This is a genomic window from Phenylobacterium sp. GW823-FHT02A09, from assembly GCF_058797775.1.
Window position 1 is genome coordinate 153,677 of sequence record NZ_JBXAJZ010000004.1, and the last position, 17,134, is coordinate 170,810.

Consider the following 17,134-nt stretch of genomic DNA (forward strand, 5'->3'; position numbering starts at 1 on the left):
CGCTCAAGGCGGCGGCTGTTTTCGGGGGGCGGGGTAAGCGCCTATGTATTTAGTTGCAAGCGATTCTTAGTTTCATTCGCAATGCGGGCCGGCGCGTCAGCCGTACCGCACCGCTGAAAGCCCGTACATCAGGGGGATGCGCGCCATGTGGTCGGGCGGCGCCAGGCGTCCGCCGCCCAGGTCGCGCATGTCCGAGAACCCCGCCCATCCATTGGCGTAGGGGTACTCCTCCAGCCGCTCGATCGTCAGGCCGGCCTTCACCAGGGCGCTGACCACTTGGCCGACGCCCCAATAGAATTCGAAGGCCGGGTTCGGATTGCGGAAGGTCTCGACGCCGGGGTGATAGGCGTCGAGCGCCAGGGTCTCGCCAGAATCGGCGACATAGTCGCCGACGCCGTCCGGCTCGTGGATCGGTCCCTCGGCGAAGTAGTCGTGACGCGGCGCCCACTGGGGATCGAACACCATGGCGAACGGGTGGAACTCGACCATCGCAAACCGCCCGCCGGGCGCCAGCACGCCGGCGACGCCGCGCGCCCAGGCGTCGATGTCCGATAGCCAGCAGATCGCCCCGTAAGACGTGAAGACCCGTTCGAAGCGGCGCCCGTCGGCCGCCGCGGCCTCGAACCACTCGAACAGGTCGGCGCGCTCGAAGCGGGCGGGGAGGGCGCTGTCGGCCGACAGTCGTGTCGCGAACGCGATCGCCTCGTCGGAGATGTCGACGCCGGTGACCTGCGCCCCCAGCCGCGCCAGGCTGACGCTGTCCTGGCCGGAATTGCATTGCAGGTGCGCGAGGCTGCGCCCGGCGACGTCGCCCAGCAGGGCGAGCTCCTCCGGATAGAGCGTCGAGCCGCCGGCGCGGAAGAACGCCGCCTGGTCGCCCTTATGGCTGTTGTGGGCGCGGGTGGCCTCATTCCAGGACAGGCGGTTGGCTTGGTGCAGGTCAGGTCGCATGACTGCTTACTCCGCGCGCTTGGTGCAGGAACGATGGAGGCCGCGCTCAGCCTCGCTTGACTGAAAGATACGCGCCATAGCCGAGCGCCTGGTAGAGCCGCGCCGGCGGGCCAAAGTCGGCCTGCGCCAACAGCGCCGCCAGACGCTCTTCGTCGATCGGGTGGAACTCGCGGGCCATCCGCTGCTCGGCGGCGTCCAGCATCGCAGCCGCAACGCCGGCGCCGGCCATCCAGGCGCGGTAGGCGCCGGGCGGCGTCGCCAGCGCGGCGAGGTCGGCCAGGGCCAGCGCCCCGCCGGGCCGCAGCTTGCCGGCGACCTGGGCCAGGAACAAGGCCCGCGCACCGTCGTCGGGCAGGAAGTGGGCGACCAGCACGGCGGCTGCGGCGTCGAAGTCGGCGTCGTCCAGGTCGGCCGCGTAGCCGACGTGGAACCGAACGCGGCCGCCGATGCCGGCCGCCTGCGCTCGCGCCTGAGCCAGCGCGATCATGTCCGGTTCCGGATCCAGCGCCGTGAACGTCCAGCCGGGGGCGGCGCGGGCCAGGGCCAGCAGGTCCTCGCCGTCGCCGGCCCCGACGATCAGCACCCTGGCGTGTTCGGGCGCGCTGGCGAGCAGGGCTGCGGCGATCACCTCGTGCATCGCCTCGTAGCCGGGGACGCGGGCGCGGATCTTGGCGCCGTAGGCCTGCGCCTCAGGCCCCGTGAACATGCGCTCTCCGGGTCTTGGGTTTCGGATCGGACGGCAGCGCGCCTTGCGTCAGGTCGGCCAGGATCGGGCAGTCGGGCCGGTCGTCGCCGGCGCAGCAGTGCGACAGGTGGCGCAGGGTGTCGGCCATGGCCTGCATCTCGGCGATGCGGGCGTCGAGGTCGGCCAGATGCCGGTCGGCGATCGCCTTGACCTCGCGGCTGGGCCGCCCGCGGTCGCGCCACAGCGACAGGAGCTGGGTGATCTCCGGCATCGAGAAGCCCAGCGAGCGGGCGCGGCGGATGAAGCGCAGCTCGTTGATCTCGCGCTCGTCGTACTCGCGGTAGTTGGCGTCGGTCCGCGCCGAGGGCCGCACCAGCCCGATCTCGTCGTAGTAGCGGATCATCTTGGTGGTGACGCCGGACGCCTTGGAGGCCTGGCCGATGTTCATGGTGATCTCCTTCAGACGGCGACTGGAGGCCGGAAGGCCTTCAGTCGCAGAGCGTTGGTGAGGACGCTGACGCTGGACAGCGCCATGGCGCCGGCCGCCACCATCGGCGACAGCAGCAGGCCGAACGTGGGGAAGAGGACGCCGGCGGCGACCGGGATCAGGATGACGTTGTAGCCGAACGCCCAGATCAGGTTCTGGCCGATGTTGTTCATCACCGCCCGGCTCAGCGCCGCCGCCGTGGCCACCGCCCGTAGGTCGCTGCGCATCAGCACGACGTCGGCGCTTTCGATGGCGACGTCCGTCCCTGCGCCCATCGCGATCCCCACGTCGGCGGCGGCCAGGGCCGGGGCGTCGTTGACCCCGTCGCCGACGAAGGCGATGGCGCCGAAGCGGGCGCGCAGCGCCTGCACCGCGGCCACCTTGCCGTCCGGCAGCACCTCGGCCTCGATCTCGTCCAGGCCCAGCTTGGCGGCGACGGCGCGGGCGGTGTGGGCGTTGTCGCCGGTGATCATCGCCACCTTCAGCCCCATCGCGTGCAGGGCGGCCAACGCCTGAGGCGTCGTCGGCTTGATCGGGTCGGCCACCGCCAGCACTGCGGCAAGCTTGCCGTCGACCGCGACATAGAGCGGGCTCTTGGCCTCGGCGCCCAGTCGGGCGGCCGTGTCGCTGAACACGCCGACGTCGAGGCCGAGCTTGGCCATGAAGCGGTCGGCTCCAACCTGCACCAGCCGGCCGTCGATCTTGGCCTGGGCGCCGTAGCCGGTGACGGCCTCGAACGCTTGCGGTTCGGCGACGGCGAGGCTCTTGGCCTTGGCGGCTTCGACGATGGCTTCGGCGATCGGGTGCTCCGAGCGGCTCTCGACCGCGGCGGTCAGGGCCAGAACTTCGTCTTCGCCGAAGCCTTCGGCGGCGTGCAGATCCGTGAGGGCGGGGCGGCCCTCGGTCAGGGTGCCGGTCTTGTCGAAGGCCACGATCTTGACGTCGCGCAGCGCCTGCAGCGCCTCGCCGCGCCGGAACAGCACGCCCAGCTCGGCGGCCTTGCCGGTGCCGACCATGATCGAGGTCGGCGTGGCCAGGCCCATGGCGCAGGGGCAGGCGATGATCAGCACCGCCACGGCGTTGACCAAGGCGAAGGCCAGCGCCGGGCTCGGGCCGAACACCATCCAGGCGGCGAAGGTCAGCAGAGCCGCGGCGATCACCGCCGGCACGAACCAGGCGGTCACCTTGTCGACCGTGGCCTGGATCGGCAGCTTCGAGCCCTGGGCGGCTTCGACCATCCGCACGATCTGCGCCAGCATGGTCTGGGCGCCGACCTTGGTGGCGCGGAACTGGAACGCGCCGGTCTTGTTGACGGTGCCGCCGACCACGGTGTCGCCGGGCTTCTTCTCGACCGGGATCGGTTCGCCGGTGATCATCGACTCATCGACGAACGAGCCGCCGTCGATGACCTCGCCGTCGACCGCGACGCGCTCGCCCGGTCGGACCACGACCACGTCGCCGGCGATCACCTCGGCGATCGGAACCTCCGTCACCTCGCCGCCGCGCAGCACGCGGGCGGTCTTGGCCTGCAGGGTCATCAGCCGCTTGATCGCCTCGCTGGTGCGGCCCTTGGCCTGGGCCTCGAACAGCCGGCCCAGCAGGATCAGGGTCACGATGACGGCGGCCGCCTCGTAATAGACGTGGTCGGCGCCGGCCGGCAGCAGGAACGGCGCGAAGGTCGCCACCGCCGAGTAGGCGAAGGCCGCGCTAGTTCCCAGCACCACCAGCGAGTTCATGTCCGGCGTGCGGCGGATCAGGTTCGGCACGCCCTTGCGGAAGAAGCGCAGACCGGGGCCGAACAGCACGATCGCCGCCAGCACGAAGCTCGCCAGCCGCCAGGGTTGCTCGCCGATGGTTCCCGCCAGCCAGTGGTGGATGCCGGGGATGAAGTGGCGGCCCATCTCGATCACGAACAGCGGCAGAGTGCCGGCGGCGGCGACCGCGACGGCGCGCTTAAGTCCGGTGATCTCGGCCTCGCGGGCCTGGCGCTCGCGGTCGGCCAGGTCGGGGGCGGCGGCGGGATCGATTTCCTGGGCGCCGTAGCCGATGGCCTCGACGGCGGCGACCAGCTGGGCGCCCGCTGCGCCGCCGGCCAAGGCGCGGACTTGCGCGCGCTCGGTCGCCAGGTTGACCTGCGCGTCCAGCACGCCAGGCACGGCCTTCAACGCCTTCTCGACCTTGGCGACGCACGATGCGCAGGTCATCCCCTCGATCTTGAGGTCGACGGTGCGGTCAAGCGGCTCGTAGCCGGCCTTGCGGATCGCCTCGACCACGGCGGCGGTGTCGCCGTCCGGCGTCAGTTCCACATGCGCCCGCTCGGCGGCCAGATTGACGCTGGCGGCGGCGACGCCGGGCACGGCGGCGATCGCTTTTTCGACGCGCCCCACGCACGAGGCGCAGGTCATCCCGAGGACGGGAATCTCCAACGGCTGCAGGACGGTTTGCGACATGACGGGCTCCTCGAACTCTCGATGCCCGGCATCTTTCAACTCTCCCACCATGGGAGGGTCAAGCGACGATTTTCGCGTTGACCTTCCTGTCGTGGGAAGGTGCAGAACCGCTCCGACAGAGTTTCGAGGAGCAGACCCGATGATGATTTTTCAGGTTGAAGGCATGTCCTGCGGCCACTGCGTGCAGTCCGTGACCAAGGCCGTCCAGGCGGTCGAGCCCAAGGCCCAGGTCGCCGTCGACCTCGCGGCCGGTCGCGTCACCGTCGAAGGCGGCGAGCGCCGCGAGGCCGTGGCTCAGGCGATCAAGGACGCCGGCTACAGCGTCGCGGCGGCCTAGCCGTCAGTTGCGACGGCTGCCGTCTTCCCAATAGTACCGGCGCGCGCCGGGATCGTAGTAGTAATACCGGCCCGCGCGCTCGTCGTAGTACTGGCGGCGGTTGATGTTGTCGTTGTGCTTGGGCGTCGTCGCCGCGCCCAGCGCCGCCCCGGCCGCGCCGCCGATCAGCGCCCCTGTCCAGGAGCTGTCGACCGCGCCGCCGATCGCTGCGCCGGCCAGGCCGCCGGTCGCCGCACGTTCGGTGGTGGTGGTGCCGCAGGCGGCCAGGAGCAGGACCGAGCCGACCGCGGCGGTCTTCAGACTGAGTGTCATCGCGAACCTCTCTGGGTTACGCCGTCCCGCTGGTTCGAACGGTCGCGCGCCTGGGGCGGTTCCCTAATCCGGCCGGGCCCAGGCCTTGCCGGCGATCGCGTTCTCCTCGCCCACCTTGAACAGCTTGCGCATGTTCTCGGGCTGGAAATTCAGGCTGCCGCTCTCGGCCTCGCGCGGCACCTCGGCGATCTCGAACTCCATGCGGTTGCGCTCGGCGAAGGCCCGGTTGGCGGCGATGTGGGCGCGCAGGTTGGTCTTCATCATGGTGTCGAAGGCCCGGCCCAGGATGGTCGGCGCGCGGCCGCGCACGACCGCGAAGCTCGGGTCCAGCTTGCCGTTGACCAGCACGAAGATCCGCGCCGGCGTCGTCGCCTGGCCTTCCGGAGCGTTCCAGAAATAGAGACCCTCGGGGATCGAGACGAACGGCGCGGTCACCCCGCCGTCGACGTGCATCTCGTCGATCATCCGGCCGTCGGCGTCGCCGATCGGGATGATCACCGGCGGGAAGACCCCCGGGATGGCGGCCGAGGCGACCAGCACCTCGCGGAACAGCTTCAGCGCGTCGGGCCCGCCGCGCGAGGCGATCGCCCCCATGTCCCAGACCACGGTCTGCTGGCTGTCGAGATTGGTGGTGGCGATCAGCAGCCGCCGGCCCTTGGCGTGCTCCTGGGCGATCTCGTGCAGCATCACCGGGGTGCAGTAGGTCTCGACAAGGTCGCGCAGGTACTCGGGGCTGTAGAGGCTAGACGAGAACAGCACCCCCAGGCCCTGGCCCTTCAGCACCTGGCTGGCCCGGCCGCCGGCATAGGCCTCGCGCAGGGTCTTGTCCCAGTGCGAGCCCAGGAACGCGAACGGTGCGATCAGCGCCCCGGTGCTGACCCCGGTGACCACCTCGAAGCTCGGCCGCGTGCCGGCCTGCGTCCAGCCGACCATCACCCCGGCCCCATAGGCGCCGTCGGCCCCGCCGCCGGAGATCGCCAGCACGTCGACCCGCCGGTCGCCGGCGGCGGCCAGTTGGCGCTGGGTGCGGTTGGTGAAGGCCAGGGCCGAGGCCTGGTCCGACGCGTCGAAGCGGATGTCGGCTGCGGTCGGGGGCAGGGCGCGGTGCGCCTCGTCGGCGGTGAAGTCCTCGCGCGAGAACGAGGCGCAGCCGGCCAGCGGCGCTGCGAACAGCGCCACGACAAGGGCCGCTAGTACTGAACTACGCATCATCGCGCCCTTGCCGCACGCCGGCCCTACGCCGTCAACCGATCGACGACTTTAGTGACGTCCTTAAGGCAGCAGGATCGCCTGGGCGATCATGCCGAGGCCGACGATGCTGACCAGCCAAGCCAGCGAGCGGATCTGGCGCACGCCCCAGGCATAGAGCGGCACGTAGGCGACCCGGGCCCAGAAATAGATCTGCGCGCCCAGCGCGGTGATCTCGCTCTCCTTGCCGGCGACGTGGGCGATGAGCACCGCGCCGAGGAACAGCGGCAGGGTCTCGAACAGGTTGTCCTGGGCGCGCTTGAGCCGTAGGGCTTTGTCGCTCAGCGGCGGCATCTCGCCGTCACGCGGGCCGGTGTTCCACTTCAGCCCGTACTGGCTGGTCCTGGCGATGTCGAACAGCAGGATCTGCGCGAAGGCCAGAACCAGCGTCCACGCCGCCATCAACAATCCGATGGTCATGCCGAATCTCCCCGAGTTTGCACCCCACTGTGGAGCCAGAGGCCCGTGGCGGCGAGTCGCAAGCGCCGGTCGGCGGGCCGGCGGCTATGGCGCTGGGCGGGCAGGGCCTCTATGCACGGCGGTTCCAAGGAGAGACCAGTGCCCGCCGACGTCCCGTCCCACGCCGTCCAGCAGAGCAACGGCGCGGGGATCGCCCTGCGCGTGGCGGCGATGGCCTGCATGGCGGTGCTGGCCGCGCTGGTGAAGGCCTGCGCCGAGCGCGGCGCGCCGGTGCTGGAGATCGTCTTCTTCCGCAACGCCTTCGCCTTCGTGCCGGTGCTGCTCTACGTCTCGCGCACGACCGGGTTCTCGGTGCTGAAGACCAACCGCCTCGGCGGCCACGCCACCCGCGCGGCGGTCGGGCTGGTCGGCATGGTCTGCGGCTTCACCGCGGTCTCGATGCTGCCGCTCACCGAGTCGACGGCGCTGTCCTTCGCCTCGCCGCTGTTCATGACCGCGCTGTCGGCGCTGATCCTCAAGGAAGTGGTCGGCGTCCATCGCTGGGCGGCGGTGGCCATCGGCTTCGTCGGGGTGCTGATCATGGTCCGCCCCGACCCCGGCCACATGGCCAATCTCGGCACCGCCTTCGCGCTGCTGGGCGCGCTGGGCGCGGCCGGGGCGATGATCGCGATCCGCGAGATCGGCCGCACCGAGCCTGGGCCCACCATCGTCTTCTACTTCACCCTGGCCGGGATGCTGCTGGGCCTGTCGAGCCTGCCGTTCGGCGGCTGGACGATCCCCGACGTGACCACCCTGGTCATGCTGATCAGCGCCGGGCTGATCGGCGGCACGGGCCAGCTGCTGCTGACCGAGGCCCTGCGCCGCGCGCCCGTCGCGGTGGTCGCGCCGTTCGACTACAGCCAACTGATCTGGGCCGGGATCATCGGCTATCTGGTCTGGGACGAGATCCCGCGCGCGGCCACCATCGCCGGCGCGCTCGTGGTGGCCGGCAGCGGCGTCTACATCCTGTTCCGCGAGACCCGCCGCCTGCGCCGCGGCGTCTGAGGCGCCCCTAGGCTTCACATTGACAGACCCGCGTTACGGGAGGACTCTGCCGACGTCCCGGACGAACGCATCGGGCCCCGCCTGACCCGCCCCGCCCGAGGACGCCGGGAGGCCGAAAATGTTCAAAGGGGTCATGCTTGCAGTGATCGCGTTGGCGATACTGGCTGTCGCCACCACCGCCGAAGGCGCCGTCACGGTGCTCGGCGGCGGGCTCGCGCAGGAATGCGCCGACGCCGCCATCCGCGGCGAAGACGATCCGCAATACCAGGACAGCTGCACCCTGGCGCTGGAGACCGAACTGCTCGATCCGCGCGATCGCGCCGGCACCTTCGTCAACCGCGGCGTGCTCAAGCTGCGTCGCGCCGCCTATGCCGACGCCGCCCGTGACTTCGACAGCGCTGTCCGCCTGCAGCCGGAGATGGGCGAGGCCTACGTCAATCGCGGGGCGGCCTGGATCGGCCGTAAGCGCTACGCCGAGGGGCTCAGCGACCTCAACCGCAGCCTCGAGCTGGGCGTCAGCGAGCCGGAGAAGGCCTACTACAACCGCGCCCTGGCGCACGAAGGCCTGGACGACCCCAAGGCGGCCTATTTCGACTACCAGAAGGCTCTGGAGCTGGCCCCCGAATGGACCGCCCCGCGCGAGCAGCTGACCCGCTTCACCGTTTCGCGTCGCTGACGCGGAGCCTTGCGGCCGGTTGGCGCGTTTCATGGTCATGCGACCGATGCTTCTCGCCCTGGCTGTCTTCGCCGCGTCGGCATCGCCGGCGCCGGCCCAGGCGCCGCGCGACCCGGTCGCCCGCGACCTGACCATCCGCAACCAGGAGCTCCAGGCCCAGCAGATGATCGACCGGCAACGGTCCGTGGCCCTGGAGAACGACCTCAACAGCCTGGATGCGCGGGTGCAGAGCCAGGAGCGGATGCAGGGTTTGCGGATGCAGCGCGGGCCGACGCTGGCGCCGCTCGATCAGGACGTGAAGGCGCCGTCCCTCAACATGGGCAGTTTCGCCTCGATCCCCGACGCCGCCCTGGCCGCCTCCAACGCCCGCGTGCGCGAAGCCTCGCAAAACAAGCGCTGACAGCGGCGGCGATAGGACGCATCCTCCGGCCGGGCTGGGGCGTTGAGGCGTCACTGGAGGGATCAGGACATGCGTTGGCAGGGCGGCCGTAGGGGCGGCAACATCGAGGATCGCCGCGGGATGAGCGCGGCCGGGGTCGGCGGCATCGGGCTGGGCGGCTTGGCCCTAGCCCTGATCGGCTATTTCGTGTTCGGCATCGATCCGTCGACCACCATGTCGGTGGTGCAGGGCGGCGGCCAGGCCGAGCAGCAGGAAGGCGCGCGCGGCACGACCCAGGACGAGGGCGGCCAGTTCGTCGACGTCATCGAACAATCGACCACCGACGTCTGGAGCCAGATCTTCGCGGCCGAGGGCCAGCGCTATCGTCGTCCGGCGGCGGTGGTGATCTATGACCAGGCGACCGGCACCGGCTGCGGCATGGGTCAGTCGGCGATGGGCCCGTTCTATTGCCCAGCCGACCAGAAGGTCTATCTCGACCTGGCGTTCTGGAACGAGCTGGAAAGCCGCTTCGGGGCCAAGGGCGAAGCGGCCCGCGCCTATGTCATCGCCCACGAGGTCGGCCACCACGTCCAGAACCTGACCGGCGCCACCAACAACGTCGAACGCGGCTCGCGCGGCGCCGACTCCACGGCCGTGCGGCTTGAGCTGCAGGCCGACTGCTACGCCGGCGTCTGGGTCGCCCATGCCCCGGCCGCGTCCGGCGGCCAGGTGGCGCTCGATCCCGCCGACATCGAGGACGGCATCCGCGCCGCCGCGGCGGTCGGCGACGACGCCATCCAGAAGCAGTCCCAGGGCCGTGTCATGCCCGACGCCTTCACCCACGGCTCCAGCGAACAGCGCATGCGCTGGTTCCGCATCGGGGTGGAGAAGGGCGATCCGGCCGCTTGCGACACCTTCCGGGCCGGGCGGCTCTAGACCCGCAGATGCGCGTCGCACGACTGGCGCCGTTCGGGCCCGAGATTTGGCTGGCCGACGGCGGCGAGGCGCAGGTCGCCGGCTTTCGCTATCCGACGCGGATGGCGGTGATCCGGCTGACGGGCGGCGGCCTGCTGGTCTGGTCGCCGGTGCGGCTCGATGACGACCTGGCCGCCGGCCTGGCCGTGTTGGGCGAGGTCCGCATCCTGGTCGCGCCCAACTCGCTGCATGACCTGCATCTGGCGCAATGGCGCGCGGCGTTCCCGACCGCCCGGCTGTATGCGGCGCCCGGTCTGGCCGCCAAGCGGGCGGACCTGCGCATCGATGTGGAACTGGGGGACACGCCGCCGGGCGACTGGCCCGCGGACCTCGACTACGTGCTGATGGCCGGCAACGCGATCACCACCGAGGCGGTGTTCTTCCACCGCCCCAGCCGCACGGTGCTGTTCACCGACCTGCTGCAGCAGTTTCCGCGCGGCTGGTTCAGCGGCTGGCGGGCGCTGGTCGCGCGGCTCGACCTGATGACTCAGCCCGAGCCCACCGTGCCCCGCAAGTTCCGGGTCGCCTTCACCGACCGCGCCGCGGGCAGGGCGGCCCTGTCGCGCATCCTCGACTGGCCGAGCGACAAGGTGGTCATGGCGCATGGAACCCCGGTCGAACGGGAGGGCCGCGCCTTCATAGCCGGTGCGTTTGCCTGGCTGACGCGCTAGCCGCGGCGGGCGAACAGTCCGTCCAGCATGACGTCCAACAGCTGCGTTCCCGGCGACCAGCGATGCTCGCTGACGGTGATCAGGTTGTGCGCCACGCCGATCATCATGCAGAGCAGCGCCTCGCCCTTGGCGGTCTTGTCGCCCGGGGCGATCTCGCCGGCGGCCTGGCAGTCGGCGATGGCTTCCGAGAACACCGCGTGACGGTCCGCGGTCTCGGGCAGGTGGGCGTAGAACACCTCGCCGTCCTCCACGCGGTCGTCGTTCAGATAGACAAGCCGGTACTGGTCGGGATGCGCCAGCCAATAGGCGAGATAGGCCTGGCACATGGCGCGCAGGCGTTGCTGCGGGCTCGCCGCCTTCGCCGCGGCCGCGTCGACCGAGGCGAACAGCGGGTCGAAGAACTGCTCCCAGATGTGGCGCAGCAGCTCGTTCTTGTTGCGGAAGTAGCCATAGAGGGCCATCGGCGAGCAGCCGGCCTCGGCCGCGACCTTGCGCATCGAGACGCTCTGGAAGCCTTCGGCCGCGAACAGCCCGCGCGCCGTGGAGATGATGCGCTCGCGCATGGCGTCCACCTGCTCCGGCGAGCGCCGGGGCCGTCCCCTCCGAGCCTGCGTCATCCATCCTCCGCGACCGAGAGAACCCTATTGCACGATCGCCGTTCCGCCATTTAATTATACGCGTATAATAAAATAATCGGAGGCGAGGATGCAGAACCAACCTGACCGGCGCGCTGTGCTCACGGCGTCGATGGCCGGAGCTTCGATGGCTGGTGCGATGGCGGTCGGCGGATCGGCGGGGGCTTCGACGCCGGCGGCGCAGACCGCCGACGTGATCGTGGTTGGCGGCGGCTTTTCGGGCCTGGCCGCGGCCCGCGCGCTCAAGGCGGCGGGACGGCGGGTCGTGGTGCTGGAGGCGCGCGAACGCGTCGGCGGTCGCGTGAAGCCTGGCCGGATCGCAGGGCTGACCATCGATCTGGGCGGCATGTGGCTCGGCCCGACCCAGACGCGGCTGGCCGAGTTGGCCAAGGGCTACGGCGTGGCCACCTATCCGACCTTCCTGGACGGCAAGAACCTCTTCGAGGTGAACGGCGTGCGCGGGACCGGACGCGGCGAGGACGCCTTCTCGGCCCTGCCGCCCGACGCCCTGGCCGACTTTGCCGCCATGGTCGGCGAACTGGAAAAGTTGGCCGGCAAACTGCCGCTCCACGCGCCCTGGACGGCGCCCGACGCTGCGAAGCTGGATGCGGTCACCTTCGCCACCTGGCTCGACGATCACGCCAAGACCAAGGGCGCGCGCGGCGTGTTCGAGATGCTGATCCCAGCTCTGTTCTGCGCGGAGCCGCACGACATCTCGCTGCTGTTCATGCTCTTCTACCTGAAGTCGGCCGGCGACCTTTCGACCCTGATCTCCTCGGGACCCGGCGGGGCGCAGAACCTCCTGTTCGTCGGGGGGCTGCACCAGGTGGCCGCCAGGATGGCCGCCGAGCTCGGCCCGGCGGTGAAGCTGAACACCGCCGTCCGCACGATCCGCCAGGACGCCTCGGGCGTGGAGGTGATCTGCGACAACGGGCGCTACACGGCGCCGCGGGTGATCGTAGCCCTGCCGCCGCCGCTCGCCGGCCGCATCGACTATGAGCCGCTGATGCCGCATGCGCGCGACGCCCTGGCCCAGCGGATGCCGATGGGCTCGTGCATCAAGGTCTGGGTGGCCTACGAGACCCCGTTCTGGCGCCAGGCGGGCCTCAACGGCTCGCTGTTCAGCGACGCCTTCGGCTTCGGCCCGGCCTTCGACGTCAGTCCGCCGGGCCAGCCGCACGGCCTGATCGCCGGCTTCTTCGACGGCGCCCATGCCGGCGAGTGGAGCCCGCGTTCTCCGGCCGAGCGGCGCGCCGAGGTGCTGCGGCTGCTGGTTGAGGGGCTGGGGCCGAAGGCGGCGACGCCGCTCGACTATGTCGAGCAGGACTGGTCGACCGAGCAGTGGTCGCGCGGCTGCTACGGCGCCTTCGCGCCGCCGGGCGTCCTGTCGGCCTACGGGGCCTCGTTGCGCGCGCCGGTCGGGCGCGTGCACTGGGCGGGGACGGAAACCTCCGAGACCTGGACCGGCTATGTCGAAGGCGCGATCCGCGCCGGCGAGCGCGCCGCCGCCGAGGCGACGGCCGCCGCCTAGAGCGCGGGGACCGGTTCGAGGCCCAGGCACACCGCCACGCAGCGGCGAGCCAGGGCCTCGCCGGCGTCGATGAACGGCCGTCGGATGTCGTCGGCCTCAAGCACCAGCGGGACCTCGGTGCAGCCGGCGATGATCGCCTCGGCCCCGCCTGCGGCGAGGTCGGCGGCCAGGGCGGCCATGCGCTCGCGCACCTCCGCTCCGCGTTCGCCGCGCTTGATCTGGTAGATCAGCGTCATGAATTCCTCCTGGCGCTCCGGCTCCAGGGTGACCATGCCCATGCCCTGGGCGGCCAGATACTCGCGATAGAGCTTCAGCGCGTCGCGGGTGCCCAGCACCCCGGCCCGCCGCGCGCCGCTGTCGCGGGCGGCGGCCGAGGCGGTGCCGATCATGTCGATCAGCGGCAGGCCGCTCGACCGGGTGATCACGTCGGCATAGGCGTGGGCGGTGTTGCAGGCGATGGCCAGCACGTCGGCGCCCGCGCCGTGCAGGGCGCCGGCCATCTCGGCCAGCACCGGACCGGGCTTGTTCAGCGGATCGTTGCGGTCGGGCACCTGCGGGTTGATGTCGACCAGGGTGCGGATGTGGTCCTGGTCGCGCTCGGCCGGGGTCAGCGCCTGCAGCTTGGCGAGGAAGTCCAGCGTCGCCGCCGGACCCATCCCGCCGAGAACGCCCAGGACCAGGCTCACGTCAGCGATCCTTCGAGTTCGCCGTGATAGCCGAACAGGCCCTGCGCGCCGCCGGTGTGCAGCAGCACGACCGTCTCGTCCTTGAAGGTTCCCTTGCGGGCCAGGTCGATCAGACCCTTGACCGCCTTGCCGGTGTAGACCGGGTCGAACAGCAGCCCTTCGGTCCGCGCCGCGAGCTTCAAAGCGTCGATCACGCCCTCGTCGATCAGGCCGTAGCCGGCGCCGACATAGTCGCAATTGGCGACCGTCATCTCGCGGGTGACGCGTTCGCCGTGGCCGAGCAGGGTCGCCGTCTCGACCGCCAGTTTGTGAACGTTGGCTTCCTGGACATCTTTCGGCGCCCGGACCCCGATGCCCAGCACCGGGATGTCGGCCCCAAGCAGGGCAAGGCCCGCGACCAGTCCGGCATGCGTACCGGCGCTGCCGGTCGCGGTGACGATACGGTCGATGGTCAGGTTTTCGGCGTCGGCCTGGCGCACCAGCTCCAGCGCGCAGTCGACGTAGCCGAGCGCCCCGATCGGGTTCGACCCCCCGCCTGGAATGACGTACGGCTTGCCGCCGCGCTCGCGCACCGCCTGCGCGGACTTTTCGAGCTCGGCGTTCATGTCGGTCCCACCCGGCACGTTCCTGATGGCCGCGCCGAGCAACCTGTCGAGAAGCACGTTGCCCGAGCCGTTATAGTCGACCGCATTCGACCCGGTGCGCTCCTCCAGGATGACCTCGCAGGCCAGTCCGAACCGGGCCGCGGCCGCCGCCGTCTGGCGCACGTGGTTGGACTGAACGGCGCCTTGGGTGATCAGCGTATCGGCGCCTTTCGCCAGCGCGTCGCCGACCAGGAATTCCAGCTTGCGGGTCTTGTTGCCGCCGCCGGCCAGGCCGGTGCAGTCGTCGCGCTTCACGTAGAGCGACTTGATCCCGAGTTCGGCCGCGAGCCGCGGGGCGGGCTCCAGCGGGGTGGGGAGGTGCGCGAACCGCGCGCGCGGGAACTTGGCAAGCTGCATGGGGTACTCCTTGGCCGCCTGCCTAGCACGCGGCCAAGGTCGCTCGCGAGCGTAGATTCGCCGCTGCGGCTAGGGCTTCACCTTGGACGGCAGCGCCGCGACCTGCTCGGGCGTCAGCTTGGTTATGTCCTTGATGATGCAAGGAGAAAGCATTCCGGGGCTGGTGCGCACCTTCAGGTCGAGGTCCAGCGGGCGGCAGATCAGGTCGACCCCCGCGGTCGGCTGCATGACCAGGGCGTCGTTGGAGCTGGCGCCGGTCAGGCAATTGCCCGCCATGCCCAGGCGAAAGACGTCGCGATGGCGCACCGAGAGATACAGGGTCTGGTCGTCGCCCTTGGTGTGATTGTCGATCTGGCTCATCCGGAAGCACTGGTTGGGCGCGGCGGCGGGCTTGGCGGGCTCCTGGGCGAGCGCGGGCGAGGCGAACGCGGCGGCCAGGGCGGCGGCGAGGAACAAGCGTGACATGGCGATCCTCCTTACGGGCTCAATCTAGGACGCAAGATTGCGGCTGGACGGCGGCGCTTTCAATCGGCGGCGTTCGCGCCTATGACTGGCGCTTGTCCTCGGGGGGCCGCGCTTAGGCGGCTGAGAGGCGGGCGAGCCCGCGACCCGTAGAACCTGATCCGGGTCATGCCGGCGAAGGGAAGGCGTTCCGAGCATGCACATGCCCGGATTCCCGGTCGCCGGCAGGCCTTCTGGCCGCATAGGAGCTTGCCGGTGAACATCCAGACGCCCGTCAAAGACGCCATTCCCACCGGCGAGCGCCCCGGCTCGCGCAAGGTCTACCAGCCCGGCGTTCTGTGGCCCGACATCCGGGTGCCGTTCCGCGAGGTGGCGGTGCATCCGTCGGCCAACGAGCCGCCGGTGACCATCTACGACCCCTCGGGCCCCTACACCGACCCGAACGCCAAGATCGACATCGACCAGGGCCTGGCCCGGGTGCGGGAGCCCTGGGTGGTCTCTCGCGGCGACATCGAAGTGGTTGAAAACCCTCGCGAAGTGAAGCCCGAGGACAACGGCTTCGCCAAGGGCGAGCATCTGGCGCCGCAGTTCAACGCGCCGCGCCGCGTGTACCGCGCCAAGGGCGGGGCGGCCGTGACCCAGCTCGAATATGCGCGCCGCGGGATCATCACGCCGGAGATGGAATACGTCGCCATCCGCGAGAACCTGCGCCGCCAGGAAAACGACGGCGCGATCCGCGACGGCGAGGACTTCGGCGCCTCGATCCCCGACTTCGTGACGCCCGAATTCGTCCGCGACGAGGTGGCCCGCGGCCGGGCGATCATCCCGGCCAACATCAACCACACCGAACTCGAGCCGATGGCGATCGGCCGGAACTTCCTGGTGAAGATCAACGCCAACATCGGCAACTCCGCCGTGCTGTCGACCGTCGCCGACGAGGTCGACAAGATGGTCTGGGCGATCCGCTGGGGCGCCGACACGGTCATGGACCTGTCGACCGGCAGGAATATCCACAACATCCGCGACTGGATCATCCGCAACAGCCCGGTCCCGATCGGCACGGTTCCGATCTACCAGGCGCTGGAAAAGGTGAACGGCGTCGCCGAGGACCTGAACTGGGAGGTCTTCCGCGACACCCTGATCGAGCAGGCCGAGCAGGGCGTCGATTATTTCACGATCCACGCAGGCGTCCGGCTGCCGTTCATCCCACTGACCGCCAAGCGCGTCACCGGAATCGTGAGCCGCGGCGGCTCGATCATGGCCAAGTGGTGCCTGGCGCACCACAAGGAGAACTTCCTCTACGAGCACTTTGAAGAGATCTGCGAGATCATGCGGGCCTATGACGTCTCGTTCTCGCTGGGCGACGGCCTGCGCCCCGGCTCGATAGCCGACGCCAACGACGCCGCGCAGTTCGCCGAGTTGGAGACCCTGGGCGAGCTGACGCCGATCGCCTGGAAGCACGGCGTGCAGGTGATGATCGAAGGGCCGGGCCACGTGGCCATGCACAAGATCAAGGCCAACATGGACAAGCAACTGGCCGCGTGCGGCGAGGCGCCGTTCTACACGCTCGGCCCGCTAACCACCGACATCGCGCCCGGCTACGACCACATCACCAGCGCGATCGGGGCTGCGATGATCGGCTGGTTCGGAACCGCCATGCTCTGCTACGTCACGCCCAAGGAGCACCTGGGCCTGCCGGACCGCGAGGACGTCAAGGAAGGCGTGATCACCTACAAGATCGCCGCCCACGCCGCCGACCTCGCCAAGGGCCATCCGTCGGCGCGGATGTGGGACGACGCGCTCAGCCGCGCGCGCTTCGAGTTCCGCTGGGAGGACCAGTTCAATCTCGGCCTCGATCCGGAAACCGCGCGCCAGTACCACGACGAGACCCTGCCCAAGGAGGCGATGAAGACCGCGCATTTCTGTTCGATGTGCGGTCCGAAGTTCTGCTCGATGAAGATCAGCCAGGACATCCGTGAGGCGGCCGCCAAGCAGAACGACGTCGCCGCCGGCATGGAGCAGATGAGCGAGAAGTTCCGGGCCGAAGGCGGGGAGATCTACGTCAAGTCGGAGTAGTCAGATCCACCGCTCATCCCGGCGAAAGCCGGGACCCCTGCGGCCTTGCCGCTTGCGTCCGATTTCGACGTGGATAGGGCTTAGTCAGCTTGGGTCCCGGCATTCGCC

19 protein-coding genes and 1 riboswitch are annotated in these 17,134 nt (G+C 70.1%); of the genes, 8 read left to right on the forward strand and 11 right to left on the reverse strand.

The genetic code is table 11. From position 1 onward, the window contains the following. Positions 1-96: 96 nt before the first annotated feature. The 4 genes from AC1Q87_RS17370 to AC1Q87_RS17385 are packed head-to-tail and all read right to left on the reverse strand — an operon-like array spanning position 97 to position 4,573. Positions 97-951, reverse strand: a complete 855-nt coding sequence (locus AC1Q87_RS17370; RefSeq protein ID WP_492610090.1) for a class I SAM-dependent methyltransferase — start codon at positions 949-951, stop codon at positions 97-99. A gap of 46 nt (positions 952-997) precedes the next feature. Further along, entirely contained in the window at positions 998-1,657 is a 660-nt protein-coding gene (locus tag AC1Q87_RS17375; protein ID WP_492610091.1) for a methyltransferase domain-containing protein, read from the reverse strand. Then, on the reverse strand, positions 1,641-2,084 hold the full coding sequence (cueR, locus tag AC1Q87_RS17380) for a Cu(I)-responsive transcriptional regulator (protein ID WP_436062580.1): 444 nt from the start codon (positions 2,082-2,084) through the stop codon (positions 1,641-1,643). Before cueR ends, AC1Q87_RS17375 begins: the two co-directional genes overlap by 17 nt. 11 nt (positions 2,085-2,095) lie before the next feature. Continuing rightward, positions 2,096-4,573, reverse strand: a complete 2,478-nt coding sequence (locus AC1Q87_RS17385) for a heavy metal translocating P-type ATPase (protein ID WP_492610092.1) — start codon at positions 4,571-4,573, stop codon at positions 2,096-2,098. A gap of 139 nt (positions 4,574-4,712) precedes the next feature. Between AC1Q87_RS17385 and AC1Q87_RS17390 the strand changes: the two genes are divergently transcribed. Then, a complete protein-coding gene (locus AC1Q87_RS17390) occupies positions 4,713-4,910 on the forward strand; it encodes a heavy-metal-associated domain-containing protein (protein ID WP_492610093.1) in 198 nt (65 codons plus the stop codon). A 3-nt stretch (positions 4,911-4,913) separates the two neighbouring features. On the opposite strand, the gene AC1Q87_RS17395 is transcribed toward AC1Q87_RS17390, so the two are convergent. From AC1Q87_RS17395 to AC1Q87_RS17405, 3 genes are all read right to left on the reverse strand, one after another. After that, on the reverse strand, positions 4,914-5,222 hold the full coding sequence (locus AC1Q87_RS17395) for a YMGG-like glycine zipper-containing protein (protein ID WP_492610094.1): 309 nt from the start codon (positions 5,220-5,222) through the stop codon (positions 4,914-4,916). A gap of 63 nt (positions 5,223-5,285) precedes the next feature. After that, the gene (locus AC1Q87_RS17400; protein WP_492610095.1) at positions 5,286-6,431 is read right to left on the reverse strand and encodes a patatin-like phospholipase family protein; all 1,146 of its coding nucleotides are present in this window, start codon (positions 6,429-6,431) and stop codon (positions 5,286-5,288) included. Between the two features lie 63 nt (positions 6,432-6,494). Next, on the reverse strand, positions 6,495-6,890 hold the full coding sequence (locus AC1Q87_RS17405; protein ID WP_492610096.1) for an MAPEG family protein: 396 nt from the start codon (positions 6,888-6,890) through the stop codon (positions 6,495-6,497). Between the two features lie 138 nt (positions 6,891-7,028). On the opposite strand from AC1Q87_RS17405, the gene AC1Q87_RS17410 reads away from it, so the two are divergent. The 5 genes from AC1Q87_RS17410 (at position 7,029) to AC1Q87_RS17430 (ending at position 10,635) form a co-directional block, all read left to right on the forward strand. After that, the gene (locus AC1Q87_RS17410; protein ID WP_492610097.1) at positions 7,029-7,934 is read left to right on the forward strand and encodes a DMT family transporter; all 906 of its coding nucleotides are present in this window, start codon (positions 7,029-7,031) and stop codon (positions 7,932-7,934) included. Between the two features lie 133 nt (positions 7,935-8,067). Next, on the forward strand, positions 8,068-8,610 hold the full coding sequence (locus tag AC1Q87_RS17415) for a tetratricopeptide repeat protein (RefSeq protein ID WP_492610098.1): 543 nt from the start codon (positions 8,068-8,070) through the stop codon (positions 8,608-8,610). A 37-nt stretch (positions 8,611-8,647) separates the two neighbouring features. Beyond that, positions 8,648-9,010 (forward strand): hypothetical protein, encoded by a 363-nt coding sequence (locus AC1Q87_RS17420; RefSeq protein ID WP_492610099.1) that lies wholly within the window; start codon positions 8,648-8,650, stop codon positions 9,008-9,010. A 69-nt stretch (positions 9,011-9,079) separates the two neighbouring features. Next, on the forward strand, positions 9,080-9,925 hold the full coding sequence (gene ypfJ / locus AC1Q87_RS17425) for a KPN_02809 family neutral zinc metallopeptidase (protein ID WP_492610100.1): 846 nt from the start codon (positions 9,080-9,082) through the stop codon (positions 9,923-9,925). Positions 9,926-9,933: 8 nt separating this feature from the next. Continuing rightward, entirely contained in the window at positions 9,934-10,635 is a 702-nt protein-coding gene (locus tag AC1Q87_RS17430; RefSeq protein WP_492610101.1) for a DUF4336 domain-containing protein, read from the forward strand. On the opposite strand, the gene AC1Q87_RS17435 is transcribed toward AC1Q87_RS17430, so the two are convergent. Further along, complete coding sequence (locus tag AC1Q87_RS17435; RefSeq protein WP_492610102.1) at positions 10,632-11,198, reverse strand: TetR/AcrR family transcriptional regulator; 567 nt, start codon at positions 11,196-11,198, stop codon at positions 10,632-10,634. The genes AC1Q87_RS17430 and AC1Q87_RS17435 overlap by 4 nt on opposite strands. A 142-nt stretch (positions 11,199-11,340) precedes the next feature. Here AC1Q87_RS17435 and AC1Q87_RS17440 point away from each other — a divergent pair, with 142 nt between their 5' ends. Continuing rightward, the gene (locus tag AC1Q87_RS17440) at positions 11,341-12,801 is read left to right on the forward strand and encodes a flavin monoamine oxidase family protein (protein ID WP_492610103.1); all 1,461 of its coding nucleotides are present in this window, start codon (positions 11,341-11,343) and stop codon (positions 12,799-12,801) included. Here the strand turns inward: AC1Q87_RS17440 and cuyB are convergent. The 3 genes from cuyB to AC1Q87_RS17455 all read right to left on the reverse strand — a co-directional run bounded on the left by cuyB (position 12,798) and on the right by AC1Q87_RS17455 (position 14,953). Continuing rightward, entirely contained in the window at positions 12,798-13,487 is a 690-nt protein-coding gene (cuyB, locus tag AC1Q87_RS17445) for a cysteate racemase (RefSeq protein WP_492610104.1), read from the reverse strand. The genes AC1Q87_RS17440 and cuyB overlap by 4 nt on opposite strands. Then, the gene (cuyA, locus tag AC1Q87_RS17450) at positions 13,484-14,488 is read right to left on the reverse strand and encodes a D-cysteate sulfo-lyase (RefSeq protein WP_492610105.1); all 1,005 of its coding nucleotides are present in this window, start codon (positions 14,486-14,488) and stop codon (positions 13,484-13,486) included. Before cuyA ends, cuyB begins: the two co-directional genes overlap by 4 nt. A gap of 69 nt (positions 14,489-14,557) precedes the next feature. Then, positions 14,558-14,953: a DUF6491 family protein gene (locus tag AC1Q87_RS17455; RefSeq protein WP_492610106.1), complete on the reverse strand. Its 396-nt coding sequence runs from the start codon at positions 14,951-14,953 to the stop codon at positions 14,558-14,560. Between the two features lie 89 nt (positions 14,954-15,042). Continuing rightward, positions 15,043-15,150: riboswitch (TPP riboswitch) on the forward strand. A 55-nt stretch (positions 15,151-15,205) separates the two neighbouring features. Between AC1Q87_RS17455 and thiC the strand changes: the two genes are divergently transcribed. Continuing rightward, a complete protein-coding gene (thiC, locus tag AC1Q87_RS17460) occupies positions 15,206-17,026 on the forward strand; it encodes a phosphomethylpyrimidine synthase ThiC (RefSeq protein ID WP_492610107.1) in 1,821 nt (606 codons plus the stop codon). Positions 17,027-17,134: the final 108 nt, after the last annotated feature.